This is a genomic window from Vibrio plantisponsor (assembly GCF_013041605.1).
GTDB classification, from domain to species: Bacteria; Pseudomonadota; Gammaproteobacteria; order Enterobacterales; family Vibrionaceae; genus Vibrio; species Vibrio plantisponsor.
In genome coordinates this window covers 155,478-180,601 of sequence record NZ_JABEQC010000008.1, presented here as the reverse complement: position 1 = coordinate 180,601, position 25,124 = coordinate 155,478, and the positions used below count along the sequence as shown (strand labels likewise).

Sequence of the window (25,124 nt, the reverse complement as noted above, 5' to 3'; positions counted from 1 at the left end):
GATTAGAAATACAAAACACGTTGTAACTCGGCAAAACTGGTGACACCTTGCTTTAACTTCTGTACGCCAGAATCCAGCAAAGTGCTCATGCCATTGGCCTTAGCGATGGTTTCGATTTGCGCCACACTTGACTTATTCATGACGGCTTCAGCAAGAACGTCATTGAAAGCCATCACTTCGTAGATTCCGACACGTCCAGAATATCCTCCGGTGCACTCGGTACAGCCTAAGTGGTTGGCTTGGTATATGGTTTCGTCCGCTGACAAGTTAAACTGAGCTTGCAAGGTGACGGATGGCGTAGTGGCTATTTTGCAGTGGCTGCATAAACGGCGAGCCAGACGTTGGGCGATGATTAAACTCAGAGACGATGCGAGGTTGAAGGGTTCAACACCCATGTTGGCTAAACGTATGACGGTTTCGGCGGCAGAGTTGGTATGGAGTGTTGATAACACCAAGTGTCCAGTTTGAGCTGCTTTCACCGCTATTTCCGCAGTTTCGAGGTCTCGAATCTCACCCACCATCACCACATCAGGGTCCTGACGAAGAAAGGAACGTAGTGCATCAGAGAAGCCAAAACCTATCTTAGGTTGTACCTGCACCTGATTAATGCCCGAGAGGTTGATTTCCACCGGATCTTCCGCGGTGGAGATATTAATTTCAGAGGTATTGAGTATGCGTAGCCCTGTATAAAGAGAAACGGTTTTGCCGCTTCCTGTTGGACCTGTCATCAAGATCATGCCTTGCGGCTTTTTAAGGGCATCTAAATAGTGCTGCTTTTGCACTTCGTCATAGCCGAGTTTGTCGATGTTGAGATTGGCTGCGCTGCTATCAAGCAGACGTAATACAATCTTCTCTCCCCATAAAGTTGGCAGCGATGAAACTCGCATATCAATCGCAGTATCGCGATTTAAGCGAAGTTTAATTCGTCCGTCTTGGGGAAGTCGGCGTTCGGCAATATCCAGCTTTGAAAGTATTTTAATACGCGCAGCAAGCCGCCGACTGAGATGGCTCGCAGGGCGGTGAGTTTCGACTAAAATACCATCACAACGTAGGCGAATACGATACACATCTTCATAGGGTTCAAAGTGAATATCGGAAGCTCCTTTGCGCACAGCATCAAGTAACACTTGATTGATAAATCGGCTTACCGGCGATTCGTCTTTACTGAGATCCTCAATCGATTGCAGCTCATCATCAGAAAGTTGAACTAAGCTTGCAAGTTCATCTTGGCTGATCTCTTTGTTCTGCTTAGCTTCGTCGTTGATTGTTTTGCCATAGAGGCGACGAATGGCGGCTTGCAATGATTTATGATCGGCGAGTGCCAGTTCAACGTTTAAGCCAGTTGTGAAGCGAAACTCATCTTCTACACTCGGGTGTGTTGGATCTGATACCGCCAGAAGCAGTTGGTTATTTTGGTTTTGAATTGGCAGAGCATTAAAGCGAGTGATGAGATCTCTTAAACCAAGCTGTTGACATACCTGTGCATAATCAAACTCATTGAGTTGAGTGACTGGCATCGCTAGTTGTTGCTGTAGATAGTTAGCGAGTTCAGACGAGTGAATAAACCCAAGCTGAATTAAAGCTTCCGGCACATCAGTGCCAGAAGCTTCAATATGGCTCACCACACTCTGCTCTTGCTCCAAGCTTAATAAATTAGCTTGGCGCAGTAGGGTGATTAGGTTGGTTATCATTAGAGTTCGTTATTATTAAGTGGCAGGCTTAGCAGTAGGGTCAGAACAGCCTTTTAATTTTTGTTCTGTCGTGTGGGTACATTTCCAACCATTTTCGTTACGAGTAAAAGTAACGGTTTTGTCTTTGAGTGCACTATCACTCTCGATTTTAAAAATAAGAGTTCCTTTAGTCTTTTCTGTTTTGGTAAGTGTGAGCGAGCCTAAAGCACTCATGTTTTTCGCGCCGCCAATTTCTGAAAAATTACTATCTGAAGGAAATTCGCCTTTCTCTTGAATAAATAAGTCGATATTGGTTAATAGCGTTCTAGGAATACTGACGGCTGTGTTCGCCTCAGTTTTTAATAGATAGCTTTGGTAGGCTGGAACTGCGATCGCACTCAGTACGCCAATGATGCCAACCACAATCATCAATTCAATTAAGGTAAAACCTTTCTGTTTTTTAAGCTGATTTGTTTTCATTGCCTCTCTCCGTTTGTTTGGGCTATTCGGAGTAAGAGATTATGTGCTTGGTTTGATATTGAGAACGACAGCAGTTCAGTTGCGCGAGTGATGAGATTTATTTATTGAACGACTTTCATATCATCAACAAAAGCTTTCGACTGGCTTCGCATTCGTTTGGAATGGAGTATCAAGAAGGAACGAAAAACCCGCCGAAGCGGGTCTTAAAATTGAAACAAATTTGGGTTCAAATCTGCTGATGCATATTCACCGTGCTGATTTAAAACGCTTATTTGAAACGCATAGAGAGATCCATGGCTCTCACGTGCTTAGTTAACGCACCCACAGAAATGTAATCAACACCTGTTTCCGCGTATTCGCGCAGTGTTTCTAGAGTAACGTTGCCTGAATTTTCTAACGCCGCACGGCCTGCATTAATCGCAACCGCTTCTCGCATCATATCCATGGTGAAGTTGTCGAGCATGATGATATCAGCGCCAGCTTCAATCGCTTCACGCAGTTCTTCTAGGCTCTCTGTTTCAACTTCAACAGGTTTACCCGGATTAAGTTCTTTCGCTGTTTTAATCGTTTGAGTAATACCACCATTGGCGATGATGTGGTTCTCTTTAATTAGGTAAGCATCAAACACACCGATACGATGGTTATAGCCGCCGCCACAAGCAACAGCGTATTTCAGAGCACTACGTAAACCAGGAATGGTTTTACGCGTATCCAGTAAGCGGCAGTTGGTACCTTCTAACGCTTTCGCATATTCAGCGGTTGTCGTTGCACAACCTGAAAGTGTCTGAATAAAGTTCATCGCGTTACGCTCGCCTGTAAGAAGGATTCGCGCTGGGCCAGAAAGCGTGCACAGTGTTTGGTTTGGTTCGACTTTGTCGCCATCTTCCACATGCCAGTCGATTTTGACTTCACCACCCAGTTGTTTGAAGACTTCATCCGCCCAAGCTTTACCGCAGAACACACCGTGTTCGCGCGTGATAATGGTGGCAGTGCCTTGCACATCTGCAGGGATAAGATTTGCTGTCAGATCAGCCGCTGGGTCGAGAGTTCCACCTAAATCTTCCTTTAGGGTCGCTTCAACGGTACGAGCAATTTCCAATGGTAGTTGTTGTTTTAGGTAATCAAGGCGCTCTTGGCTATTGTGAGTATTTTTCATCGCAAATCTTAATCCGGATTAACAGAGGCAGGCATAATACGATGAGTAAGATTTAAATTCAGCCCTTAATCTCGCATTTCCTCGTGAGACGGTTAAAATCAAAAGCACTGAATGAATAAATAAAGGTCTCTTTATGATTGATAACCAAGGCTGGTATCACACTGCGCGCAAAGTGCCGTCACCGTATTTTGATGAGCGAAGCGACGTTAACGATATCTCATTGCTGGTGGTGCATAACATTAGCCTGCCACCGGGCCAGTTTGGCAGTGATCATATTGAGCAGTTTTTTACCGGAAAACTAAATCCGGATGAGCATCCGTTTTTCAAAGTGATCCATAAAATGGGCGTCTCTGCGCACTGCTTGATCAAGCGCAATGGCGAAGTGGTGCAGTTTGTTCCATTTACCGCTAGAGCCTGGCATGCAGGACAGTCTTCTTTTGCGGGCAGAGAGCGTTGTAATGATTATTCGATAGGTATTGAGTTGGAAGGTACAGATTATGTCGCTTATACCGAGGAGCAATATCAGGCGCTAGCCAAGCTCAGCCAAGCACTGATGATTATGTATCCGCAAATCACTGTGCCAAGAATAACGGGGCACCAATACATTGCCCCGATGCGTAAAACAGACCCAGGTTTGGTATTTGACTGGATAAAGTACCGCGCTTTGCTTGATTGAGCTTAAAGAGACTCTTGGTACTCAATCAGCACTTGCTCAACCCAAGTGGCAATGCGTTCATCGCTGAGTTCGTATTGAGAGTCTTCATCCAGCGCTAAGCCAACAAACTGAGTCCCATCTTCAGTCAGTGCTTTTGATGCTTCAAAGGTATAGCCTTCAACAGGCCAGTAACCGATGATGTTAGCTCCCGTCTTCTTGATCTCGTCGTGTAGTAGTCCCATCGCATCCAGATACCATTCGCCATAACCTTCTTGATCGCCTAAGCCGAACAATGCGACGGACTTGCCGTTTAGCGGTACGCCATCTATTTGATCCCATAATTCGTTCCAGTCCTCTTGGATCTCTCCAAAGTCCCACGTCGAGATGCCTAATATTAGCAGATCATAGTCACTCATTAAGCTGAGCGGTGTTTCTTTTACATTGTGAATGTCGAGCAGATCATCCCCGATGATCGCGCGCATTTTTTCAGCGGCCATTTCGGTATAGCAGGTCGTTGAGCCGTAAAATAGACCAATTTTCATAGGTTATTGAGTTCTTTCTTTCTCTGGGATGGTAGATTCTAAACATAAAATGACCGAGAGTGCAGCGAATATCCTGAGCATGCCCGATTTTTATGGTATATCCATGCGATATCTCGTAGCCTTAGTGGCTATTTGGCATATTGTCGATATCTCGCATAATGATAAGAAAAAGAGGAACACGTGTCGGAATTATTTTTGCCTGACCAAGGAATCATGGAGCAGTTCTTAGATACTCTTTGGCTGGAAAGAGGCTTGTCAGAAAATACGGTAGTTTCATACCGTAATGATTTAACAAAGCTTTTAGGCTGGATGAATAAGAATAACTACCGTCTGAACTACATCAGTTTATCGGGTCTGCAAGAGTATCAAACATGGTTAATTGACCAAGACTACAAGCAGACCTCGCGTGCGCGAATGCTCTCTGCAATACGCCGTCTTTTTCAATATCTGCATCGTGAAAAAATCCGCAGTGATGATCCAACGGCTTTGATGGTCAGTCCGAAACTGCCTAAACGCTTGCCGAAAGATTTAACTGAAGAGCAAGTCGAAGCGCTGCTCAATGCTCAAGATCTGAATGACCCCGTTGAACTTCGAGACAAAGCCATGCTGGAGCTGCTTTATGCGACAGGGCTGCGTGTAACAGAACTGGTATCTCTGACCACAGAAAATATCAGCCTGCGCCAAGGCGTTGTGCGCGTAATTGGTAAAGGCGGAAAAGAGCGCTTGGTTCCGATGGGAGAAAACGCGATTGAGTGGATTGAAACTTTTTTCCATCAAGGGCGGTCTGAATTATTAGGTCAGCAAACTTCGGATGTAGTTTTCCCAAGTAAACGAGCACAGCAGATGACCAGACAGACTTTTTGGCATCGCATAAAGCATTATGCTGTGATTGCTGGAATTGATGTTGAGAAGCTTTCACCGCACGTTTTGCGTCATGCTTTTGCGACTCATTTGTTAAATCACGGCGCGGATTTACGTGTGGTACAGATGCTTTTGGGGCATAGTGACTTATCGACAACCCAAATTTATACTCATGTTGCAACTGAGCGACTTAAACAAATACATAGTGAGCACCATCCAAGGGCTTAAAGGTGATTTTAATGAGCGTATTACGCCGACTGACTTTATCTCTCTTACCATTATTCGCTTTAGCCGGTTTTTCAGCAGGCTCTTCTGCGGAGACTGATATTGATAAAGAAGCTTTTATCAGCAAATTTGAAAAACTGGGAATGCCTGTGATTGATGTTGTTCCTTCCTCTATTGATGGCTTGGTTGAAGTCAATACCGAAGGCGGTGTGTTATTTGCGTCTCCTGACGCCAAATACCTGATTGCTGGCACACTTTATGAGCTGAGTGAAGACGGCTCTTATGTTGATGTGATGGCCAAGCGCCAAGCGCCAATTAATGCTGAAAAAATTGCTCAGTTCAGAGACAGCATGATCGAATACAAAGCGGATAATGAAAAATACGCTGTGACTGTGTTTACCGATATCACCTGCGGTTACTGTGTACGTCTGCATCAAGAGATGAAGGAATACAACAAGCGCGGTATTACCGTTCGCTATCTGGCTTTTCCTCGTCAGGGACCAAGTGGACAAGTCGCTGACAATATGGCGAAAATCTGGTGTGCAGCAGACCCTGCATCAGCGATGCACAATGCTAAAGTGACCCGTGAGCCTGCCGAAGTCGCGCAAGGTAAAAATCTCGCTCAATGTAAACAAACGATCACTGACCATTATCAGCTTGGCCGTCAGTTAGGTATTAGCGGTACACCAGCCATATTCTTACCTTCGGGTGATATGGTGGGTGGTTACTTGCCTCCATCACAACTTGAACAACGCCTACAACAGCAATAATTACTGAGGATACAGGCTTGAGGAGACTCAAGCCTGCGCATGTATGACAGAAATCCAGCCATGATCGAAATTCAACGCAGACCAGAACCTGATTTATCTCTTCTTCCTGATTCTATTCCGCCCATCTTAAAACGTGTTTATTTAAACCGTGGCGTTACCGATTTAGAGCAATTGAATAAAGCCGCTAAGGCATTGCATTCATACCAAAAGCTGCACGGTATCGAGCAGGCGGTTGAACTTTTATATCAAGCAATTAAAGAGCAAACGCGCATCATCATTGTTGGTGATTTTGATGCCGATGGCGCGACCAGTTCTGCGCTTTCGGTATTGGCTTTGCGTATGCTTGGCAGCCGTAATGTGGATTATCTGGTGCCAAATCGTTTTGAAGACGGATATGGATTAAGCCCTGAAGTGGTTGATCAGGCGATCAGCCTCGGTGCTGAGATGATCATGACTGTCGATAACGGCGTTTCTTCAATCGAAGGCGTCCGTTATGCCAAACAAAAAGGTTTGCAGGTATTGGTAACAGACCACCATCTGCCGGGACATGAGCTGCCAGAAGTGGATGCGATGGTGAACCCAAACCTTCAGCAGTGTGCTTTTCCTTCAAAAGCATTGGCGGGTGTGGGCGTTGCTTTCTACCTGATGATGGCTTTATGTGTTCACATGCGCAAAGTTGGCTACTTTACCGAACAAGGTATGCAAGAGCCTAAATTGATGGAACTGATTGATTTAGTCGCTTTAGGCACAGTTGCTGACGTAGTCGCACTCGATGAAAACAACCGTATTCTGGTGCACCAAGGTTTACAGAGAATTCGCGCTGGCTTGGCAAGACCTGGTATTCAGGCATTGATTGAAGTTGCTAAGCGTGATGCGAGCAAACTGGTGGCATCAGACTTTGGTTTTGCGCTTGGTCCACGTATTAATGCGGCCGGCCGTTTGGATGATATGTCCTTTGGGGTTGAGCTTCTGCTGTGTAACAACATCCATGCAGCGCGCAGAATGGCAAGCGAACTGGATGGTTTAAACCAGACTCGTAAAGATATCGAAGAGGGGATGAAGCAAGAGGCGATGGCCTTTTGTGAGCGTCTGGAGTTTGGTAAAGACAGTGAACTGCCGTATGGCTTAGTGCTGTTCCAAAGAGACTGGCACCAAGGCGTTATCGGTATTCTGGCTTCGCGCATCAAAGAGCAATATCACCGTCCTGTGATTGCTTTTGCTGATGGTGGAGATGGTCTGATTAAAGGTTCTTGCCGTTCTGTTGCTGGGCTGCATATGCGTGATGCGTTGGACAAAATTGATACTCAGAATCCGGGTGTCATCAAAAAGTTCGGTGGACATGCGATGGCAGCAGGCTTGACGATCGCTGAAAAAGACTTCGAGCGCTTTTGTAAGTTGTTCGATGAAGTGGTTCGCCAAGAGCTTGATGATGCGATGCTGAAAGGGGTGATTTTGACCGATGGAGAACTCAAGCCTGAAGAGTTCTCTATGCATACCGCAGAGACACTGCGTGCTGGTGGCCCATGGGGACAAGCATTCCCAGAACCGATCTTTGACGGTGAATTTAAAGTGTTGCATCAAAAATTAGTGGGAGAAAAGCATCTCAAGTTGATGCTTGAACCTCTACATAAAGGTCATCCAACCAATATTATGATTGATGGAATAGCCTTCAATATTGACCTGCGACGTTGGCCCGACGCTTCAGTGAAAACGGTTCGATTAGCGTACAAATTGGACATCAATGAGTTCCGAGGAAATCAGTCTTTACAATTAATGATCGACCATTTAGAAGCAAAATAGCTGCAACAATCTAATAACTTCTTCCAATCGCGGCTTTATTCTAAGCCGCTTTTTTAATTCATCGTAAATGTGACAAGGATCAGTTCAACCGCACCTTGTACGATAAATATTTGTGATTTTTATCCTAAAAAGCCATTCGCTCTATTCATGCAATGAATTGGTAACACTAATTACCCATAACTTCAATTCTGTGTCTATTTTGTAATTGGTCTGACCAATGTTGTATTGAAAAATAATTTTTATTGTTAATAAAGTATTTCCAATACCTGTGTTTTATGATTTGGGTCAATAATTGACTGGACACTAACACGTTGGATATGTTAATTTCTTCGTCAATTTGAAATTGGTATTACCAATTGCCAGCAAGGCATAAAGAGTAGAAGAATAATAAATTATGGCTTATCAAAGGATTCGTCAGCCGAAACTCTCTGATGTTATTGAACAAGAGTTGGAGCGACTGATTATTGAAGGAACTCTGTCCCCAGGACAGCAACTGCCACCAGAACGCGAGTTAGCTAAACAGTTTGAAGTCTCTCGTCCATCGGTTCGTGAAGCTATTCAACGCTTAGAAGCTAAACGTCTACTGACCCGTCGCCAAGGCGGTGGTACGTTCGTCAGTGAGCATATTTGGAAAAGTTTCTCTGATCCTCTGCTAAATTTATTGTCAAACCATTCAGAAACTCAGCTGGACTTACTTGAAGCGCGACACGCATTAGAAGGTATTTCTGCCTATTTTGCGGCTTTACGTGGTACAGCAGAAGATTTTGCTCGTATTCAATCAAGCGTATTGAAAATTAGCGAAGCACAAGAGAAACACGATTTTGAAGCAGAAGCTTCAACCGTAATGGAGTTTTTAATTGCCATTACTGAAGCGACCCACAATGTGGTGATTCTACATATCGTTCGTAGCCTTGCGCCTTTGCTAGAGCAAAATATTTTACAGAATTTTAAATTACTCCGTCACCGCCCAGAAGCGGTTGAGAAAGTAAACAAGCACCGAGCTAACATCGTGGATGCGATTGTTTCTGGTAAGCCTGATACGGCGCGCGAGATGTCACATTCTCATTTAGCTTATATTGAAGAAACATTGTTGGAACTGACCCGAGAACAGTCTCGTCGTGAGCGTTCTTTACGTCGTATCCAACAGGGTAATGAGCCGCAGTAAGCGGTTTATTGCGATTATAAATAGAATCCAACCAATAGAAGGATAGATCGCCATGTCCGACATGAAGCATGACGTAGACGCACTGGAAACTCAGGAGTGGTTAGCTGCCCTTGAGTCAGTTGTTCGTGAAGAAGGTGTAGAGCGCGCGCAGTTCATTCTTGAAGAAGTGCTAGAAAAAGCTCGTTTAGATGGTGTTGATATGCCTACTGGCGTTACAACAAATTACATCAACACGATCCCAGCAGCACAAGAGCCAGCATATCCGGGTGACACAACGCTAGAGCGTCGTATTCGCTCTATCATCCGTTGGAACGCAATCATGATCGTTCTACGTGCATCTAAGAAAGATTTAGAGCTAGGCGGCCACATGGCGTCTTTCCAATCTTCGGCTGCATTCTACGAAACCTGTTTCAACCATTTCTTCCGTGCTGCGAACGAGAAAGATGGCGGCGACTTGGTTTACTACCAAGGCCACATTTCTCCAGGGATCTACGCACGTGCATTCGTTGAAGGTCGTCTAACTGCTGAGCAACTAGACAACTTCCGTCAAGAAGTAGACGGTAAAGGTATTCCTTCATACCCACACCCTAAATTGATGCCTGAGTTCTGGCAATTCCCAACGGTTTCTATGGGGCTTGGTCCAATCTCTGCAATCTACCAAGCTCGTTTCCTTAAATACCTAGACGGTCGTGGCCTAAAAGACACTTCTGAGCAACGTGTATACGCGTTCCTAGGTGACGGTGAGATGGATGAGCCAGAATCACGCGGTGCTATCTCTTTCGCTGCTCGTGAAAAACTAGACAACCTATGTTTCCTAATCAACTGTAACCTACAGCGTCTAGACGGCCCTGTTATGGGTAACGGTAAGATCATTCAAGAACTTGAAGGTCTGTTCAAAGGTGCTGGTTGGAACGTAGTGAAAGTTATCTGGGGTAACAACTGGGATTCTCTACTAGCAAAAGACACTAGCGGTAAGCTTCTTCAACTGATGAACGAAACTATCGATGGTGACTACCAAACATTCAAATCTAAAGATGGCGCATACGTACGTGAGCACTTCTTTGGTAAGTACCCAGAAACTGCAGCTCTAGTTGCAGACATGACTGACGACGAAATCTTCGCACTTAAGCGTGGTGGTCACGAGTCTTCTAAACTGTACGCAGCATTCAAAAATGCACAAGACACTAAAGGTCGTCCAACTGTAATCCTAGCGAAAACAGTTAAAGGTTACGGCATGGGTGAAGCGGCAGAAGGTAAGAACATCGCGCACCAAGTTAAGAAGATGGATATGACTCACGTTCTACACCTACGTGATCGTCTAGGTCTTCAAGACATCCTAACTGACGAAGCAGTGAAAGAACTTCCATACCTAACTCTGGAAGAAGGTTCGAAAGAATACGAATACTTACATGCACGTCGTAAAGCTCTGAAAGGTTACACGCCTAAGCGTCTGCCTAACTTCACTCAAGAGCTAGTTATTCCGCCTGTTGAAGATTTCCAACCGCTACTAGAAGAACAGAAGCGTGATATTTCTACAACAATGGCGTTTGTACGTACTCTAAACGTGCTGCTTAAAGATAAGAACATCGGTCAAAACATCGTTCCTATCATTGCTGACGAAGCTCGTACATTTGGTATGGAAGGTCTGTTCCGTCAAATCGGTATCTACAACCCGCACGGCCAGAACTACACACCACAAGACCGCGACATCGTTTCTTACTACAAAGAAGCAACGTCTGGTCAGGTACTACAAGAAGGTATCAACGAACTAGGTGCTATGTCTTCATGGGTTGCTGCTGCAACTTCATACAGCACTAACGATCTACCAATGATCCCGTTCTACATCTACTACTCTATGTTCGGTTTCCAACGTGTTGGTGACATGGCATGGATGGCTGGTGACCAACAAGCTCGTGGTTTCCTACTAGGTGCAACAGCAGGTCGTACAACGCTAAACGGTGAAGGTCTACAACACGAAGACGGTCACTCACACATCATGGCTGGTACTGTACCGAACTGTATCTCTTACGACCCAACATTCGCATACGAAGTTGCGGTAATCATGCAAGACGGTATTCGTCGTATGTATGGTGATCAAGAGAACGTGTTCTACTACCTAACTCTGATGAACGAAAACTACGCAATGCCAGCAATGCCAGAAGGCGCTGAAGAAGGCATCCGTAAAGGTATCTACAAGCTAGAAACTTACGCTGGTAACAAGGCGAAAGTTCAGCTTATGAGCTCTGGTACTATCATGAACGAAGTACGTAAAGCGGCTCAAATCCTAAGCGATGACTACGGTATTGCTTCTGACGTTTACTCTGTAACGTCATTCAACGAAGTGACTCGTGATGGTCAAGCGGTAGAGCGTTACAACATGCTTCACCCAGAAGCGGAAGCACAAGTACCTTACATCCAAACTGTAATGGGTACTGAGCCTGCAATCGCTGCTACTGACTACATGAAGAACTACGCTGAGCAAGTACGTGCGTTTATCCCAGCTGAATCATACAAAGTACTGGGTACTGATGGCTTTGGTCGTTCTGACAGCCGTGAGAACCTACGTCGTCACTTCGAAGTGAACGCAGGTTACGTTGTGGTTGCAGCTCTAAGCGAACTAGCGAAACGTGGTGATGTTGAGAAATCTGTGGTTGTTGAAGCAATCAAGAAGTTCGACATCGACACTGAAAAAACAAACCCGCTATACGCTTAATTGAAGGTAGGAAAGAATAATGGCAATCGAAATTAATGTACCAGACATCGGTGCGGATGAGGTTGAAGTTACTGAGATTCTTGTAAGCGTTGGCGACAAGGTTGAAGAAGAACAATCTCTTATTACGGTAGAAGGCGACAAAGCTTCTATGGAAGTACCTGCTTCTCAAGCGGGTATCGTAAAAGAAATCAAAGTTGTTGCTGGCGATAAAGTAACAACGGGTTCACTTATCATGATCTTCGAAGAAGCGGGCGCAGCTGCGCCTGCTCCAGCGGCAGAAGCGGCTCCAGTAGCTGCACCTGCAGCTGCGGCAGCAAGTGAACTGAAAGAAGTTTGTGTACCGGATATCGGTGGCGACGAAGTAGAAGTTACTGAAATCCTAGTTGCTGTTGGCGATTCAATCGCTGAAGAGCAATCTCTACTGACAGTAGAAGGTGACAAAGCTTCAATGGAAGTACCTGCACCATTCGCTGGTACTCTAAAAGAAATCAAAGTTGCAGCTGGTGATAAAGTATCAACTGGCTCACTAGTGATGATCTTTGAAGTAGCAGGTTCAGGCGCAGCAGCACCTGCACCAGTTGCAGCAGCAGCTCCGGCGGCGGCACCAGCAGCATCTGGCGTTAAAGAAGTTAACGTTCCTGATATCGGCGGTGACGAAGTAGAAGTCACTGAAATCATGGTAGCGGTTGGCGATACAGTAACTGAAGAGCAATCTCTGATTACTGTTGAAGGCGACAAAGCTTCTATGGAAGTACCAGCTCCGTTTGCTGGTACGGTTAAAGAAATCAAAGTTGCAGCTGGCGATAAAGTATCAACTGGCTCATTGATCATGGTGTTCGAAGTAGCCGGTGCAGCTCCTGCGCCAGCAGCACCAGCTCAAGCAGCGGCTCCTGCGGCAGCTCCAGCTCCTAAAGCTGAAGCAGCAAAACCAGCAGCAGCTCCGGCAGCAACTGAGTTTGAAGAGAACAACGACTACGCTCACGCTTCACCTGTTGTTCGTCGCCTAGCGCGCGAATTCGGTGTAAACCTAGCGAAAGTGAAAGGTTCTGGCCGTAAGAGCCGTATCCTGAAAGAAGACGTACAGAACTACGTGAAAGAGGCTCTTAAGCGTCTTGAATCTGGTACTGCAGCTTCTGGTAAAGGTGACGGTGCAGCGCTTGGTCTACTTCCTTGGCCGAAAGTTGATTTCAGCAAGTTTGGTGAAACTGAAGTTCAACCTCTATCTCGTATTAAGAAAATTTCTGGTGCGAACCTACACCGTAACTGGGTAATGATCCCTCACGTTACACAGTGGGATAACGCAGACATCACTGAACTAGAAAACTTCCGTAAAGAGCAAAATGCGATTGAAGCGAAGAAAGACACTGGCATGAAGATCACTCCACTAGTGTTCATCATGAAAGCTGTTGCTAAAGCGCTTGAAGCGTTCCCTGCATTTAACTCTTCTCTTTCTGAAGATGGCGAAAGCTTGATTCTGAAGAAATACGTGAACGTAGGTATCGCGGTTGATACGCCAAACGGTCTAGTTGTTCCAGTATTCAAAGACGTGAACAAGAAAGGCATTTACGAACTTTCTGAAGAACTAGCAGTAGTGTCTAAGAAAGCTCGTGCAGGCAAACTGACTGCAGCAGACATGCAAGGCGGCTGTTTCACTATCTCTAGCCTAGGTGGCATTGGTGGTACTGCATTTACGCCAATCGTGAATGCGCCAGAAGTAGGTATCCTTGGTGTATCTAAGTCTGAAATGAAGCCAGTTTGGAACGGTAAAGAGTTCGAAGCTCGTCTACAACTTCCGCTATCTCTATCATACGACCACCGTGTGATCGATGGTGCTGAAGGTGCACGCTTCATCACTTACTTGAATGCTTGTCTAAGCGACATCCGTCGTCTAGTACTGTAATTTAAGAGAAATAAGGCGGCGAAAGCCGCCTTGATTCAACTGTTGACTATCAGTTTGAATGTAATAATGAATGCCGAAAGGCGTTAAGCGCATTTGAATTGTTGGCTAGCTCACAGGCTAAATGGATTTACTTTTCACACCATTAACATCTCTGTAAACTGTTGCGGTCTGAAAATAATCGTATTAATTAAAAAAGATATCATACCCACTCAGCCTGTTAGGGATATTGACTACAAGAGGTCGAAATGAGCAAAGAAATTAAAGCCCAAGTTGTTGTACTTGGTGCAGGTCCTGCTGGTTACTCCGCTGCATTCCGTTGTGCCGACTTAGGTCTGGAAACTGTTATTATCGAACGTTACAACACTCTAGGTGGTGTATGTTTGAACGTGGGTTGTATCCCATCAAAAGCACTTCTTCACGTAGCAAAAGTTATCGAAGAAGCGAAAGCTCTTGCTGAACACGGCATCGTATTCGGCGAACCTCAAACGGATATCGACAAAATCCGTCTATGGAAAGAAAAAGTAATTAACCAGTTAACTGGTGGTCTTGGCGGTATGGCTAAGATGCGTAAAGTAACGGTTGTTAACGGTTTTGGTAAGTTTACTGGTCCTAACACTATTGAAGTGGAAGGTGAAGACGGTAAGACAACAGTAAACTTCGACAACGCTATCGTTGCTGCGGGTTCTCGCCCAATCAAACTTCCATTTATTCCACATGAAGATCCACGTATTTGGGACTCAACTGACGCTCTTGAGCTGAAAGAAGTACCTGGAAAACTGTTGATCATGGGTGGCGGTATTATCGGTCTAGAAATGGGTACGGTATACCACGCGCTAGGTTCACAAATCGACGTAGTTGAAATGTTCGACCAAGTGATTCCAGCTGCGGATAAAGACATCGTTAAGGTTTACACCAAGCGCATCAAAGACAAGTTCAACCTGATGCTAGAAACGAAAGTAACAGCAGTTGAAGCGAAAGAAGATGGTATCTACGTTTCAATGGAAGGCAAAAAAGCACCAGCTGAAGCTGAGCGTTACGATGCTGTTCTTGTTGCTATCGGCCGTGTACCAAACGGTAAACTTCTTGATGCAGAGAAAGCGGGTCTTGAAGTTGATGAGCGTGGCTTCATCAATGTAGACAAGCAAATGCGTACTAACGTACCTCACATCTTCGCTATCGGTGACATCGTTGGTCAACCAATGCTTGCTCACAAAGGTGTTCATGAAGGTCACGTTGCTGCAGAAGTTATCTCTGGTAAGAAGCACTACTTCGATCCTAAAGTTATTCCTTCAATTGCGTACACTGAGCCAGAAGTTGCCTGGGTTGGTAAGACTGAGAAAGAAGCGAAAGCTGAAGGCATCAACTACGAAGTGGCGACATTCCCATGGGCCGCATCAGGCCGTGCAATCGCGTCTGACTGTGCTGACGGTATGACTAAGCTAATCTTTGATAAAGAGACTCACCGAGTGATTGGTGGTGCTATCGTTGGTACTAACGGTGGTGAACTACTAGGCGAAATCGGTCTTGCTATCGAGATGGGTTGTGATGCTGAAGATATCGCTCTAACTATCCACGCTCACCCAACTCTACACGAGTCTGTTGGTCTAGCGGCGGAAGTGTTTGAAGGTACAATTACTGACCTGCCAAACGCAAAAGCTAAGAAGAAATAATTCTTCTTGAGAGTCAAAAAAACCGCTGAATCTCCAGCGGTTTTTTTACATCTAAACGTTAAGTTTTGGCTCAACAGTTAGTTATTTATAGATACACAACATATCCATGTAGGTGTTCGCTAACTGGTTGATGCTCTCTTTGTCTTCCACTCGGTTTGCCTGAACAAACAATGAGTAGCAAAGACCGTGGAACAGCATAGTTAGTTCTTCTGGATCATGCTTATCGCACACTTCACCACGTTCAATCGCTTTGCAGAAGATGTTCTTCACTAGCATTTGATTGGTTCGGTTGGTCGACATAAAGAGTGGCCATACTTCATCACGAGTTGAAGCACTCCATTCAAACCATACTTTTAGCCAGTAGCAATCCTGATAGCTGATTTCCACTAGCTCTTTGGTGATGTTGCTTAGGTTTTCTTTGGCTGGTAAGTCTAAATCAATGTTATCGGTTAAGAAGTTAGAGAATTGACGTACCACGTGAGTAAGAACTTCATCCACCAAGTCTTCACGAGTAGGGAAGTAGTTAAATACCGTAGCTACTGACACTTGAGCAATTTCAGCGATATCAGCATGTCCGCCACGACCAATGCCGCGTCTGGCGAAAACCTCTAGCGCGATTTCCATAAGTTGAAGTTTACGTTTCTGGGGAGATAGCCTAGTTCTCGGGCGTTTCTCAATCGATGCGTCCATAGTTGTAAATCCTGCCATTTTTCGTTGTTACGTTGTTAGTTGAGTGTTTACCACTCTAATGATTATTTTATTAGTTGCCTAAAGCTCTATGAGTGTACTGGTGCATATATTGAAGGTCAACGTTTGAACTAGGTATTCATTCCAATTATTAAAAATGAGCTTTATCAACAAGTTTAATTTGTATAGACAGAGACTCATCATTCAGGGTAGGAGAAAAGGTTAACTCTATTGCTCGGCAGTGTTACTATACGCGCCGAACAAATTCTGCGGCGCGTCTATTAGTGTATTGTGCCCCAACCAAATGAGAATGGTATGAAGCATACAGTTGAAGTAATGATTTCTGAGCAAGAAGTTCAGGAACGTATCCGTGAACTAGGTAAGCAAATCACTCAACACTACCAAGGCAGCGAAGATTTGGTGCTGGTTGGCTTGTTGCGTGGTTCTTTTGTTTTCATGGCTGACTTGGCGCGATCGATTGAGCTGATCCACCAAGTAGACTTTATGACAGCATCTAGCTACGGCAACTCAATGACGAGTTCTCGTGATGTTCGCATCCTGAAAGATTTGGATGATGACATCAAAGGTAAAGATGTTCTGCTTGTTGAAGACATCATTGATACCGGCAACACACTGAATAAAGTGAAAGAGATCCTATCTCTGCGTGAGCCTAAATCAATTCAAATTTGTACACTGCTTGATAAGCCTTCTCGTCGCGAAGTGAATGTAGACGTGTCTTGGATTGGCTTTGAAATTCCAGATGAATTCGTAGTGGGTGTGGGTATCGATTACGCACAAAAATACCGCCACTTACCATACATAGGTAAAGTTGTCCCTCAGGAATAATTGCCTTTGTTGTAAAAAATGAAAAAGCCCACTGAAGTGGGCTTTTTTGTGTTCTTAGCTTTTAGTAAGCAATTAGCGACAAAGCAGTTGGTGTTCTGGGTTAAGAATTTTTTCCATTGCTTTGTTGTAGCTGTCATTAATGGTTTCACGAGAGTTGCAGCGAACGCCTAGGTACTCTAGCTTGCCGTCTTCGATACCATATACAATACCGTGAAGTTCAACTTCTTGTCCGCGTTCCCATGCATTTTGCAGAATGGTTGAATTAGCAAGATTGTGGACTTGTTCTGCTACGTTGATTTCCGCCAATTTGTCAGAGCGATCAATTTCAGGCATCAGTTCAATGTATTTGCGGTGCTTAAAATATAAATCGCGAATGTGCAGTAACCAGTTGTTGATTAAGCCTAGTTGCGGGTTGTCGATTGAAGCTGTCACACCACCACATCCATAGTGACCACAAACAATAATGTGCTTCACTTTAAGTACATCAACTGCATACTGAACAACAGAGAGACAGTTTAAGTCGGTGTGAATGACTTGGTTGGCAACATTACGATGAACGAACAATTCACCTGAGTATAGGCCAGTTAAACGTTCTGCTGGTACACGGCTGTCTGAACAACCAATCCATAAAAAATCTGGATTCTGTCCTTCAGCAAGCTTAGTAAAGTACTCTGGGCGATCAGCTTTAATCGACTCTGACCACTTTGAGTTGTTTTCGAATAGTTGTTTAATCTCTGGCATGTTACTTCCCTTAAAGTGCTGTTACAACTATACACAATGTCACAACATCGATCTCTGACTATTTCGCCTAGAGATTACTCATCTGAGCAGTGTAGAAAATTATTCATGATTTCATCGACTAACAACACTCAGTTAGTAAGGCTATTTAAACGCACTGTGGTTTAAGGTTTATAAAAACTATTTAATGCTTGGGGTTGAAAACTGCCGTTAAAATCGGCACATATACGGTATTCACACAAAAAGAGCTCCATTATGTACGCATTAGAAATAGATCAGCTGCGTAAAACCTACGCAGGTGGTTTTGAAGCGCTGAAAGGCATCAGTGTGTCTGTCAAAAAGGGCGACTTCTACGCCTTACTTGGGCCTAACGGTGCAGGTAAATCGACGACTATCGGTATCATTTCTTCACTGGTTAACAAGACGTCAGGCAAGGTGAAGGTGTTTGGCTATGACATTGATACACATCTTGAGCAGGCGAAACAACAACTGGGTCTTGTCCCTCAGGAATTCAACTTTAACCAGTTTGAAACCGTAGAGCAGATTGTTACTCAGCAAGCAGGTTATTACGGTGTCTCTAAAGCGATAGCCAAAGAGAGAGCAGAGAAGTATCTGACCCAGCTGGATTTGTGGGAGAAGCGCAAAGAGCGTGCTCGTAACTTATCTGGTGGTATGAAGCGTCGTTTGATGATTGCTCGCGCATTAATGCATGAGCCACAACTGCTGATCCTTGATGAGCCGACTGCTGGGGTTGATATCGAATTACGCCGCTCTATGTGGGAGTTTCTGAAGAAGATTAATGCGCAGGGTATTACGATTATCCTGACGACTCACTATCTTGAAGAAGCGGAAATGCTGTGTCGTAACATAGGTATCATCAACCGTGGTGAAGTTATCGAAAATACCACCATGAAGGGCTTGTTATCTAAGCTTCACGTCGAAACTTTTGTCTTGGACATCGAGAACGAAAGCCTGCTAACTGAGCTTGATGGCGTCATTTCGCAAACCTTGAAAGACGGTTCGCTGGAAATTGAAATCGAAAAGACAGAAGGGTTAAACCACATTTTTAGCCAGCTTACAGAGCAAGGTGTAAGAGTGCTGTCGATGCGTAATAAAGCTAACCGTTTAGAAGAGCTGTTTGTTCGAATTGTTCGCGAACAGAGTTAAGGAACCACTATGTATCAAATTTATTGGACAGCTTTTGTTAGCTTGTTAAGTAAAGAAGTCACTCGCTTTACGCGAATTTGGGTGCAAACCTTAGTTCCACCAGTGATTACCATGTGCCTCTATTTCATCATTTTTGGTAACTTGATTGGTTCTCGCATCGGTCAGATGAACGGCTTTAGTTATATGGAGTACATCATTCCCGGTTTGATTATGATGTCGGTGATTACCAACTCCTACTCAAACGTAGCCTCTTCATTTTTCAGTGCCAAAATGCAGAAGAATATAGAAGAGTTGCTGGTGGCACCTGTGCCTAATTACGTCATCATTGCCGGTTATGTCATGGGTGGAGTAACTCGTGGTTTACTGGTTGGTGCGCTGGTGACCTTTGTTTCTTTATTCTTTGTCCATCTGAATGTGGAACACTGGGGTGTGATCTTCCTGACTGTATTTATGACCTCGGTCGTTTTTGCTTTGGGTGGCTTAATCAATGCGGTATTTGCCAAAACGTTTGACGATATTTCAATTGTTCCAACCTTCGTTCTGACGCCATTGACCTATTTAGGTGGTGTATTTTATTCGATCAGCTTGTTGCCAGAGTTCTGGCAAGGAGTGTCAAAGGTTAACCCAATTGTCTATATGGTGAACGCATTCCGCTATGGCTTCTTGGGTGTGTCAGATGTAGATATCGTCACTTCTTTCAGCGTACTCAGTGTGTTTGTCGTTGTGCTTTACTGTGTCGCTCACTACTTGGTCACTAAAGGTAAAGGTCTGCGCAGTTAATTATTTATCTTCGCGATAGCTCATTAAAGAGTGCATTTTTACTCAATAAAAAAGGTCAACATAAGTTGACCTTTTCTTTTTAAACCAATTAATTATAGAAACTAATTGTCAGTTTAGTTCTGTTGTTCTGATACGAAATCGACAACCTGATTATCAATCAGTCGGACTTTACCTAAAAATGCGGACATCAGAATCACGACTTGCTTGGTTTCTTCAGAAACCGGTAGCAAAGTGCGCGAATCACGAATAAAGATTTGATCCGGTTCTAGTCCTGCCGCACGCAACTGGTCTTGAGCATCGACAACGATAGTATCGTAATCACGACGACCACCACGTAAAGCGCTGCTGATCCAGTGCATAGTACGAGCCAGCACTGGCGCACGTTGACGCTCGTTTAGAGACAGCAAGTTGTTGCGAGAACTCATCGCAAGACCATCCATCTCACGCACAGTTGGTACGCCGACAATCTCGATATCCATGCATAGGTCAGCAACCATTTGGCGAATTACAGCCAGCTGTTGGAAATCTTTTTCACCAAAGCAGGCTACATCAGGTTTAACGATGTTAAATAGCTTTGTTACCACAGTGGCGACACCACGGAAGTGCCCAGGACGCGAAGCGCCCTCAAGCATGGTTGATAACCCAGGAACTTCAACGGAAGTCTGCTTATCAAGGCCATGTGGATACATGATTTCTGGGGTCGGTGTGAATACAATTTCCACGTTTTCACTGGTCAGTTTGTTATAGTCTTCTTCCAGTGTACGAGGGTAACTATTGAGATCATCCGCGCGTTCAAACTGCATTGGGTTAACAAAGATACTCACGATAACAACATCGGCTAATTCGCGAGCTTTACGCACGAGAGTCAGGTGACCTTCGTGTAAGTTACCCATAGTTGGAACAAACGCCACTTTTCGACCATCACGCTTATACTGTTGGATCTGCTCGCGAAGAGCTGAGATATCAGCATATGTCTGCATGAACTACTCCTTAGGCAATAGTATGTGCTTCATCAGGGAAGCGTCCGGCTTCTACGTCAGCAATGTAAGCTGCAACAGCTTTATGCATGTCGCCTGTTTCAGCAAGGAAATTCTTTGAGAATTTTGGCATGTAATTGGCTGAAATTCCGAACATATCGTGCATTACCAGAATTTGGCCGTCAGTGCTGTTACCCGCACCAATACCGATAACAGGTACATCCAAAATTTGGGTAATACGCTCAGCCAAACCAGCAGGTACACACTCAAGAAGAACGATTTGCGCGCCAGCTTCTTGTAGTGCAATAGCGTCTTTCACCATACGATCGGCTTGTTCTTGGTCACGACCTTGAACTTTGTAACCACCAAAGATGTTCACTGACTGAGGCGTTAAACCTAGGTGCGCACAAACCGGTACAGCACGCTCAGTAAGCATTTTAACGGTATCGACTAGCCAGTCACCGCCTTCGATTTTCACCATGTTCGCGCCAGCGCGCATGATTTTTGCTGCATTTTCACAAGCTTGTTCAGGCGTTGCGTAACTCATGAACGGCATGTCCGCCATTAGCAAGCAGTTAGGGCTACCTTTACGTACACAACGCGTGTGGTAAGCGATATCGTCAACGCTGACAGGTAGAGTGTCACTCTCACCTTGCAGAACCATACCCAGTGAATCGCCCACTAAAAGAACAGGCATCTCTTGGCTTTCAAATAGTTGCGCGAAGCTGGCGTCATAGGCAGTAGAAGTCGCAAATTTACGACCTTCTTTTTTCCACTTCATTAGGTCGTTGATCGTTATTTTTTTCATTGTATGTCCTTACTAAGTCAATTGGTCAGAGCTTGGCTATTGCCAAATACTCAGCCCATTGAGCGGAACAGATTTAAGTAACTCTTGTAGGGATGTGCCATCAGGAAGTTGCAGTTCAGGTGCGATTTCTGCAAGTGGATAAAGGACAAATTCTCTGACACGCATGCCGTAGTGGGGTACGGTTAATCGCTCAGAATCGATGGTTTCGTTGCCATAAAGCACTATGTCGAGGTCGAGAGTTCTTGGTCCCCAACGCTCATCTTTACGGACTCGCCCTTGTTCCTGTTCAATCGCCTGAGTGCAATCAAGCAGCTCAAGAGGTGTTAATTCTGTCTCAACTGCCACCACAGCATTGATGTAATCGGGTTGATTTTGCGGACCCATAGGTGTGCTGCTGTACAGTGATGAAGCCGCGATAAAACGCGACTTCGGTAACTTGGTTAGTGCTTCAATAGCATTGTTGGCTTGAGTCACAGGGTCGCTGAGATTACTGCCTACTGCGATATACGCTACTGTCATGATGCTGGTTTGCTCTTTTTCTTGCGTGTCGATGGACGACGGCGACGAGTACCAGAAGGTTTAGCAATGCTGTCTAAATCAGCCACCATTGCTTGTCGCATAGTGCGACCCGCAGTTTGGAAGGTTTGCCACCAATCTGCCAGTTGCTTAACTTCACCGTCTTCAACTTCACCGCGCATTTCTAGGAAATCGAAACCAGCTCGGAATTTATTCAATTCCATCAAACGGAAAGCGCGTTTACCGTTACGACGAGGTAGACGTAACTGTAGCTGCCAAATTTCGCGCATAGTGGCGGTGTGACGGCGAGGAATCGCAATCGACTTGACCACTTCATCAAGAATCTTGTTGCTCGCTTCCATTACCGCATCGTAGAAGTTGAGGTTATGGCTTTCCATCATCTCTTCTGCGAGTTTAACCATCGGATACCAGAAGATTGCGGCAAACATAAAGGCAGGGTTAATGCGTTTGCCTTCTTCAATACGCAAATCCGTCGAATCAAGCACTAAGTCGAGCATGTGCTCTGCCTGTGATGAATAATCTTCGGTGAAATGACGCGCTATGGTCGGGAACACTTGTTGGAACAGGTTGTATTCACGCATTAAGTGGTACGTTTCCAAACCGTGTCCTGATTGCAGCATTTTCAGCATCTCTTCATAGAGACGAGCAGCAGGAACGTCACGCAATAGCGGCGCTAAATCTTCAATTGGCGCTGCGGTATCTTCTTCAATATCGAAATCCAGTTTTACTGCAAAACGAACCGCGCGGAGCATACGTACAGGATCTTCGCGGTAACGAGTTTCCGGATCACCGATAAGACGAACAAGTCTGTCTTCAAGATCTTCCATACCACCTGCGTAGTCGTGGATAGAGTAATCGGCGATGTTGTAGTACATAGCATTGATAGTGAAGTCACGGCGTTCTGCATCTTCATCTATGGTGCCGTAGACGTTATCGCGCAGCAGCATGCCAGCTTCTGACTGCACAGCCAGCTGTTTGTTTGGTTCCTGATGGTGTCCACGGAACGTCGCTACTTCAATGATGTCCCGTCCAAACATGATATGTGCAAGGCGGAAACGACGACCAATCAAACGGCAGTTGCGGAACAACTGACGAATTTCTTCTGGTGTCGCATTGGTTGCGATATCGAAATCTTTTGGTATTTCTTCGAGTAATAAATCTCGAACACCACCACCGACTAGGTAGGCGTCAAAACCCGCACCTTGAAGACGATACAACACCTTTAACGCGTTATCGCTAATCTGCTTACGCGAAATGTTGTGCTCTTGGCGCGTGACGATATTCAAAGCTAAGCTTGGATATATGTGATGTTCGCTTTCTTTTAAGTCGTTGTTATTCATGTATGTTTTACAATGATTGGTGTTGCCTTTTGTGCCGTTAATCCTTGAGATTACAGCCCAAACTGGCTGGATTTGCGGCTAATAATAGCTTACAAGGCGTCATTTGAGAATCTTGGTGTGATCTCGATCTGCTGTGGAAGCTGCTCAATATGCCAATTCTTTGTTCCCCAATGGATGATCTCATCAATTCGACCATCGGCGATATCCTTGGGGAGTTTAAACCCTAAAAACTGCATCGCTTTAATTAGCGTTGGCTTAGGGGTGTTAGGATCAATCGCTGTTGCATGGTTTTGTTTGGATAACTTATTGCCGTTGATGTCCATCGCAAGCGGCAAATGCAGATAGCTTACCGGCGCTTGGTTGAGCGTTTTATATAAGCTGATTTGACGGCCTGTTGGCTCAATCAGATCTGCGCCTCGTACAACCTCTGTGACGCCTTGGTCAATGTCATCAATCACTACTGCTAAGTTATAAGCGTACAAACCATCTCGACGCTTAATAATAAAATCTTCCCTGCTTAGTGCTTCAGGTATTGTCATCTCGCCGTGTTTCAGGTCGATGAATGACGAAACCGGATGATCCATCCGCAGTCGCACTGAGCATTCAGAGCGGTTTGTTAACTCTTTATCTCGGCATGTTCCAAGATAGAAGTCACCCGCTGCTTTAATTTGTTTACGCGTACATTGGCACAAGTAAGCTTGTCCAGATGCGAGCCATTGATCGATTTGCTGTTGGTATAAATGGTGGCGCTGGCTCTGATAAACAACCTCTCCATCCCATTCTAATCCATACGCTTCTATTGCCTTTAATATAAGGCTGGCGGCGCCGGGCATTTCTCTTGGCGGATCGAGGTCTTCAATTCTTACTAACCATTGGCCAAGTTGCGATTTGGCTTGGAAGTAACTGCCTAAAGCGGCGACTAATGAACCAAAGTGTAATGGCCCAGAAGGAGAAGGGGCGAAACGACCAACGTAACTCATAATGCCTATATTTGCTTAACCTGATGGATAGAAGAAGTGTAAGTATCAAACTTTATGCTGTTGTTGGCTATCTTTACTGACATTTGTGAAAAAATAGCAAAACAAAAAGGGAGCAATTGCTCCCTTCGTGACATCTGTTGGGGTTAACCCATCATCTGTTTTTCTTTGATTTCTGCAAGCGTTTTACAGTCGATACAAAGATCAGCAGTAGGGCGAGCTTCCAAGCGACGAATGCCGATTTCAACACCACAAGACTCACAGAAGCCGAAGTCATCTTCTTTTAGCTTGTCGAGTGTCTTTTCGATCTTCTTAATCAAACGACGTTCACGGTCACGATTGCGAAGCTCTAGGCTAAACTCTTCTTCTTGAGAAGCACGGTCAACAGGGTCTGGAAAGTTTGCAGCTTCGTCCTGCATATGGTGCACAGTGCGATCAACTTCTTCCCTGAGCTGGTTGCGCCAAGCTTGTAAAATTTTCGTAAAATGAGCCACTTGCTCAGGTGACATGTACTCTTCACCGGCTTTTTCTTGGTATGGCTCAACACCTGCAATGGCTAGGATGCCTAGCGTTTTCTTTTTGGATTCTGGCATACAGCATCTCCTACTAACACCTAGTCAACTGCTATCGCAGTCAATTTAAGGCGGGTATCTATAGCAA

The 25,124-nt window shown here is 44.9% G+C and carries 23 protein-coding genes; 11 read left to right on the top strand and 12 right to left on the bottom strand.

The window, feature by feature from the left end; all coding sequences use genetic code 11:
* Positions 1-2: 2 nt before the first annotated feature.
* The 3 genes from pilB to nadC all read right to left on the bottom strand — a co-directional run bounded on the left by pilB (position 3) and on the right by nadC (position 3,306).
* On the bottom strand, positions 3-1,691 hold the full coding sequence (gene pilB / locus HKI82_RS12935) for a type IV-A pilus assembly ATPase PilB (protein ID WP_171138259.1): 1,689 nt from the start codon (positions 1,689-1,691) through the stop codon (positions 3-5).
* Between the two features lie 15 nt (positions 1,692-1,706).
* The gene (locus tag HKI82_RS12930; protein ID WP_171138258.1) at positions 1,707-2,150 is read right to left on the bottom strand and encodes a pilin; all 444 of its coding nucleotides are present in this window, start codon (positions 2,148-2,150) and stop codon (positions 1,707-1,709) included.
* Between the two features lie 268 nt (positions 2,151-2,418).
* Positions 2,419-3,306 carry a carboxylating nicotinate-nucleotide diphosphorylase gene (gene nadC, locus HKI82_RS12925; RefSeq protein WP_042484530.1) on the bottom strand — a complete coding sequence of 296 codons (888 nt, stop codon included), beginning with the start codon at positions 3,304-3,306 and terminating at the stop codon, positions 2,419-2,421.
* A 133-nt stretch (positions 3,307-3,439) separates the two neighbouring features.
* Here nadC and ampD point away from each other — a divergent pair, with 133 nt between their 5' ends.
* Positions 3,440-3,982: a 1,6-anhydro-N-acetylmuramyl-L-alanine amidase AmpD gene (gene ampD, locus HKI82_RS12920; RefSeq protein WP_171138257.1), complete on the top strand. Its 543-nt coding sequence runs from the start codon at positions 3,440-3,442 to the stop codon at positions 3,980-3,982.
* 2 nt (positions 3,983-3,984) lie between these two features.
* Here the strand turns inward: ampD and fldB are convergent, their stop codons facing one another.
* Positions 3,985-4,503 carry a flavodoxin FldB gene (fldB, locus tag HKI82_RS12915; protein ID WP_102940969.1) on the bottom strand — a complete coding sequence of 173 codons (519 nt, stop codon included), beginning with the start codon at positions 4,501-4,503 and terminating at the stop codon, positions 3,985-3,987.
* Between the two features lie 180 nt (positions 4,504-4,683).
* Here fldB and xerD point away from each other — a divergent pair, with 180 nt between their 5' ends.
* The 7 genes from xerD (at position 4,684) to lpdA (ending at position 15,607) form a co-directional block, all read left to right on the top strand.
* On the top strand, positions 4,684-5,592 hold the full coding sequence (xerD, locus tag HKI82_RS12910; protein WP_102940970.1) for a site-specific tyrosine recombinase XerD: 909 nt from the start codon (positions 4,684-4,686) through the stop codon (positions 5,590-5,592).
* 11 nt (positions 5,593-5,603) lie between these two features.
* The gene (gene dsbC / locus HKI82_RS12905; RefSeq protein ID WP_171138256.1) at positions 5,604-6,359 is read left to right on the top strand and encodes a bifunctional protein-disulfide isomerase/oxidoreductase DsbC; all 756 of its coding nucleotides are present in this window, start codon (positions 5,604-5,606) and stop codon (positions 6,357-6,359) included.
* 60 nt (positions 6,360-6,419) lie between these two features.
* Positions 6,420-8,159, top strand: coding sequence for a single-stranded-DNA-specific exonuclease RecJ (recJ, locus tag HKI82_RS12900; protein ID WP_171138294.1), 1,740 nt, complete (start codon positions 6,420-6,422; stop codon positions 8,157-8,159).
* Between the two features lie 394 nt (positions 8,160-8,553).
* On the top strand, positions 8,554-9,324 hold the full coding sequence (pdhR, locus tag HKI82_RS12895; RefSeq protein WP_171138255.1) for a pyruvate dehydrogenase complex transcriptional repressor PdhR: 771 nt from the start codon (positions 8,554-8,556) through the stop codon (positions 9,322-9,324).
* A gap of 52 nt (positions 9,325-9,376) precedes the next feature.
* Positions 9,377-12,037: a pyruvate dehydrogenase (acetyl-transferring), homodimeric type gene (gene aceE, locus HKI82_RS12890; RefSeq protein ID WP_171138254.1), complete on the top strand. Its 2,661-nt coding sequence runs from the start codon at positions 9,377-9,379 to the stop codon at positions 12,035-12,037.
* 19 nt (positions 12,038-12,056) lie between these two features.
* Positions 12,057-13,937, top strand: coding sequence for a pyruvate dehydrogenase complex dihydrolipoyllysine-residue acetyltransferase (gene aceF, locus HKI82_RS12885; protein ID WP_102940974.1), 1,881 nt, complete (start codon positions 12,057-12,059; stop codon positions 13,935-13,937).
* A 245-nt stretch (positions 13,938-14,182) separates the two neighbouring features.
* Positions 14,183-15,607: a dihydrolipoyl dehydrogenase gene (gene lpdA, locus HKI82_RS12880; protein WP_102940975.1), complete on the top strand. Its 1,425-nt coding sequence runs from the start codon at positions 14,183-14,185 to the stop codon at positions 15,605-15,607.
* Between the two features lie 81 nt (positions 15,608-15,688).
* On the opposite strand, the gene HKI82_RS12875 is transcribed toward lpdA, so the two are convergent.
* Positions 15,689-16,297 carry a LuxR/HapR/OpaR family quorum-sensing transcriptional regulator gene (locus HKI82_RS12875; RefSeq protein WP_102940976.1) on the bottom strand — a complete coding sequence of 203 codons (609 nt, stop codon included), beginning with the start codon at positions 16,295-16,297 and terminating at the stop codon, positions 15,689-15,691.
* A gap of 312 nt (positions 16,298-16,609) precedes the next feature.
* Here HKI82_RS12875 and hpt point away from each other — a divergent pair, with 312 nt between their 5' ends.
* Positions 16,610-17,140 (top strand): hypoxanthine phosphoribosyltransferase, encoded by a 531-nt coding sequence (gene hpt, locus HKI82_RS12870; RefSeq protein ID WP_102940977.1) that lies wholly within the window; start codon positions 16,610-16,612, stop codon positions 17,138-17,140.
* Positions 17,141-17,212: 72 nt separating this feature from the next.
* Here the strand turns inward: hpt and can are convergent, their stop codons facing one another.
* On the bottom strand, positions 17,213-17,881 hold the full coding sequence (can, locus tag HKI82_RS12865; protein WP_102940978.1) for a carbonate dehydratase: 669 nt from the start codon (positions 17,879-17,881) through the stop codon (positions 17,213-17,215).
* Positions 17,882-18,133: 252 nt separating this feature from the next.
* Between can and HKI82_RS12860 the strand changes: the two genes are divergently transcribed.
* Entirely contained in the window at positions 18,134-19,045 is a 912-nt protein-coding gene (locus HKI82_RS12860; RefSeq protein ID WP_171138253.1) for an ABC transporter ATP-binding protein, read from the top strand.
* A 9-nt stretch (positions 19,046-19,054) separates the two neighbouring features.
* Positions 19,055-19,825 (top strand): ABC transporter permease, encoded by a 771-nt coding sequence (locus HKI82_RS12855; RefSeq protein WP_171138252.1) that lies wholly within the window; start codon positions 19,055-19,057, stop codon positions 19,823-19,825.
* 113 nt (positions 19,826-19,938) lie between these two features.
* On the opposite strand, the gene panC is transcribed toward HKI82_RS12855, so the two are convergent.
* From panC to dksA, 6 genes are all read right to left on the bottom strand, one after another.
* Complete coding sequence (gene panC, locus HKI82_RS12850) at positions 19,939-20,805, bottom strand: pantoate--beta-alanine ligase (RefSeq protein WP_171138251.1); 867 nt, start codon at positions 20,803-20,805, stop codon at positions 19,939-19,941.
* A gap of 10 nt (positions 20,806-20,815) precedes the next feature.
* The gene (gene panB / locus HKI82_RS12845; RefSeq protein ID WP_171138250.1) at positions 20,816-21,610 is read right to left on the bottom strand and encodes a 3-methyl-2-oxobutanoate hydroxymethyltransferase; all 795 of its coding nucleotides are present in this window, start codon (positions 21,608-21,610) and stop codon (positions 20,816-20,818) included.
* Positions 21,611-21,646: 36 nt separating this feature from the next.
* The gene (gene folK / locus HKI82_RS12840) at positions 21,647-22,129 is read right to left on the bottom strand and encodes a 2-amino-4-hydroxy-6-hydroxymethyldihydropteridine diphosphokinase (RefSeq protein WP_102940983.1); all 483 of its coding nucleotides are present in this window, start codon (positions 22,127-22,129) and stop codon (positions 21,647-21,649) included.
* Positions 22,126-23,487, bottom strand: coding sequence for a polynucleotide adenylyltransferase PcnB (pcnB, locus tag HKI82_RS12835; RefSeq protein WP_171138249.1), 1,362 nt, complete (start codon positions 23,485-23,487; stop codon positions 22,126-22,128). Before pcnB ends, folK begins: the two co-directional genes overlap by 4 nt.
* An 89-nt stretch (positions 23,488-23,576) precedes the next feature.
* Entirely contained in the window at positions 23,577-24,467 is an 891-nt protein-coding gene (gluQRS, locus tag HKI82_RS12830) for a tRNA glutamyl-Q(34) synthetase GluQRS (RefSeq protein WP_171138248.1), read from the bottom strand.
* Between the two features lie 143 nt (positions 24,468-24,610).
* Positions 24,611-25,057: an RNA polymerase-binding protein DksA gene (gene dksA, locus HKI82_RS12825; RefSeq protein ID WP_042484487.1), complete on the bottom strand. Its 447-nt coding sequence runs from the start codon at positions 25,055-25,057 to the stop codon at positions 24,611-24,613.
* Positions 25,058-25,124: the final 67 nt, after the last annotated feature.

Excerpts from the sequence above, each read along its gene's own strand:
- pilB (WP_171138259.1), bottom strand. The coding sequence starts at position 1,691 with ATGATAACCAACCTAATCACCCTACTGCGCCAAGCTAATTTATTAAGC.
- HKI82_RS12930 (WP_171138258.1), bottom strand. The coding sequence starts at position 2,150 with ATGAAAACAAATCAGCTTAAAAAACAGAAAGGTTTTACCTTAATTGAA.
- nadC (WP_042484530.1), bottom strand. The coding sequence starts at position 3,306 with ATGAAAAATACTCACAATAGCCAAGAGCGCCTTGATTACCTAAAACAA.
- ampD (WP_171138257.1), top strand. The coding sequence starts at position 3,440 with ATGATTGATAACCAAGGCTGGTATCACACTGCGCGCAAAGTGCCGTCA.
- fldB (WP_102940969.1), bottom strand. The coding sequence starts at position 4,503 with ATGAAAATTGGTCTATTTTACGGCTCAACGACCTGCTATACCGAAATG.
- dsbC (WP_171138256.1), top strand. The coding sequence starts at position 5,604 with ATGAGCGTATTACGCCGACTGACTTTATCTCTCTTACCATTATTCGCT.
- recJ (WP_171138294.1), top strand. The coding sequence starts at position 6,420 with ATGATCGAAATTCAACGCAGACCAGAACCTGATTTATCTCTTCTTCCT.
- pdhR (WP_171138255.1), top strand. The coding sequence starts at position 8,554 with ATGGCTTATCAAAGGATTCGTCAGCCGAAACTCTCTGATGTTATTGAA.
- aceE (WP_171138254.1), top strand. The coding sequence starts at position 9,377 with ATGTCCGACATGAAGCATGACGTAGACGCACTGGAAACTCAGGAGTGG.
- aceF (WP_102940974.1), top strand. The coding sequence starts at position 12,057 with ATGGCAATCGAAATTAATGTACCAGACATCGGTGCGGATGAGGTTGAA.
- lpdA (WP_102940975.1), top strand. The coding sequence starts at position 14,183 with ATGAGCAAAGAAATTAAAGCCCAAGTTGTTGTACTTGGTGCAGGTCCT.
- HKI82_RS12875 (WP_102940976.1), bottom strand. The coding sequence starts at position 16,297 with ATGGACGCATCGATTGAGAAACGCCCGAGAACTAGGCTATCTCCCCAG.
- hpt (WP_102940977.1), top strand. The coding sequence starts at position 16,610 with ATGAAGCATACAGTTGAAGTAATGATTTCTGAGCAAGAAGTTCAGGAA.
- can (WP_102940978.1), bottom strand. The coding sequence starts at position 17,881 with ATGCCAGAGATTAAACAACTATTCGAAAACAACTCAAAGTGGTCAGAG.
- HKI82_RS12860 (WP_171138253.1), top strand. The coding sequence starts at position 18,134 with ATGTACGCATTAGAAATAGATCAGCTGCGTAAAACCTACGCAGGTGGT.
- HKI82_RS12855 (WP_171138252.1), top strand. The coding sequence starts at position 19,055 with ATGTATCAAATTTATTGGACAGCTTTTGTTAGCTTGTTAAGTAAAGAA.
- panC (WP_171138251.1), bottom strand. The coding sequence starts at position 20,805 with ATGCAGACATATGCTGATATCTCAGCTCTTCGCGAGCAGATCCAACAG.
- panB (WP_171138250.1), bottom strand. The coding sequence starts at position 21,610 with ATGAAAAAAATAACGATCAACGACCTAATGAAGTGGAAAAAAGAAGGT.
- folK (WP_102940983.1), bottom strand. The coding sequence starts at position 22,129 with ATGACAGTAGCGTATATCGCAGTAGGCAGTAATCTCAGCGACCCTGTG.
- pcnB (WP_171138249.1), bottom strand. The coding sequence starts at position 23,487 with ATGAATAACAACGACTTAAAAGAAAGCGAACATCACATATATCCAAGC.
- gluQRS (WP_171138248.1), bottom strand. The coding sequence starts at position 24,467 with ATGAGTTACGTTGGTCGTTTCGCCCCTTCTCCTTCTGGGCCATTACAC.
- dksA (WP_042484487.1), bottom strand. The coding sequence starts at position 25,057 with ATGCCAGAATCCAAAAAGAAAACGCTAGGCATCCTAGCCATTGCAGGT.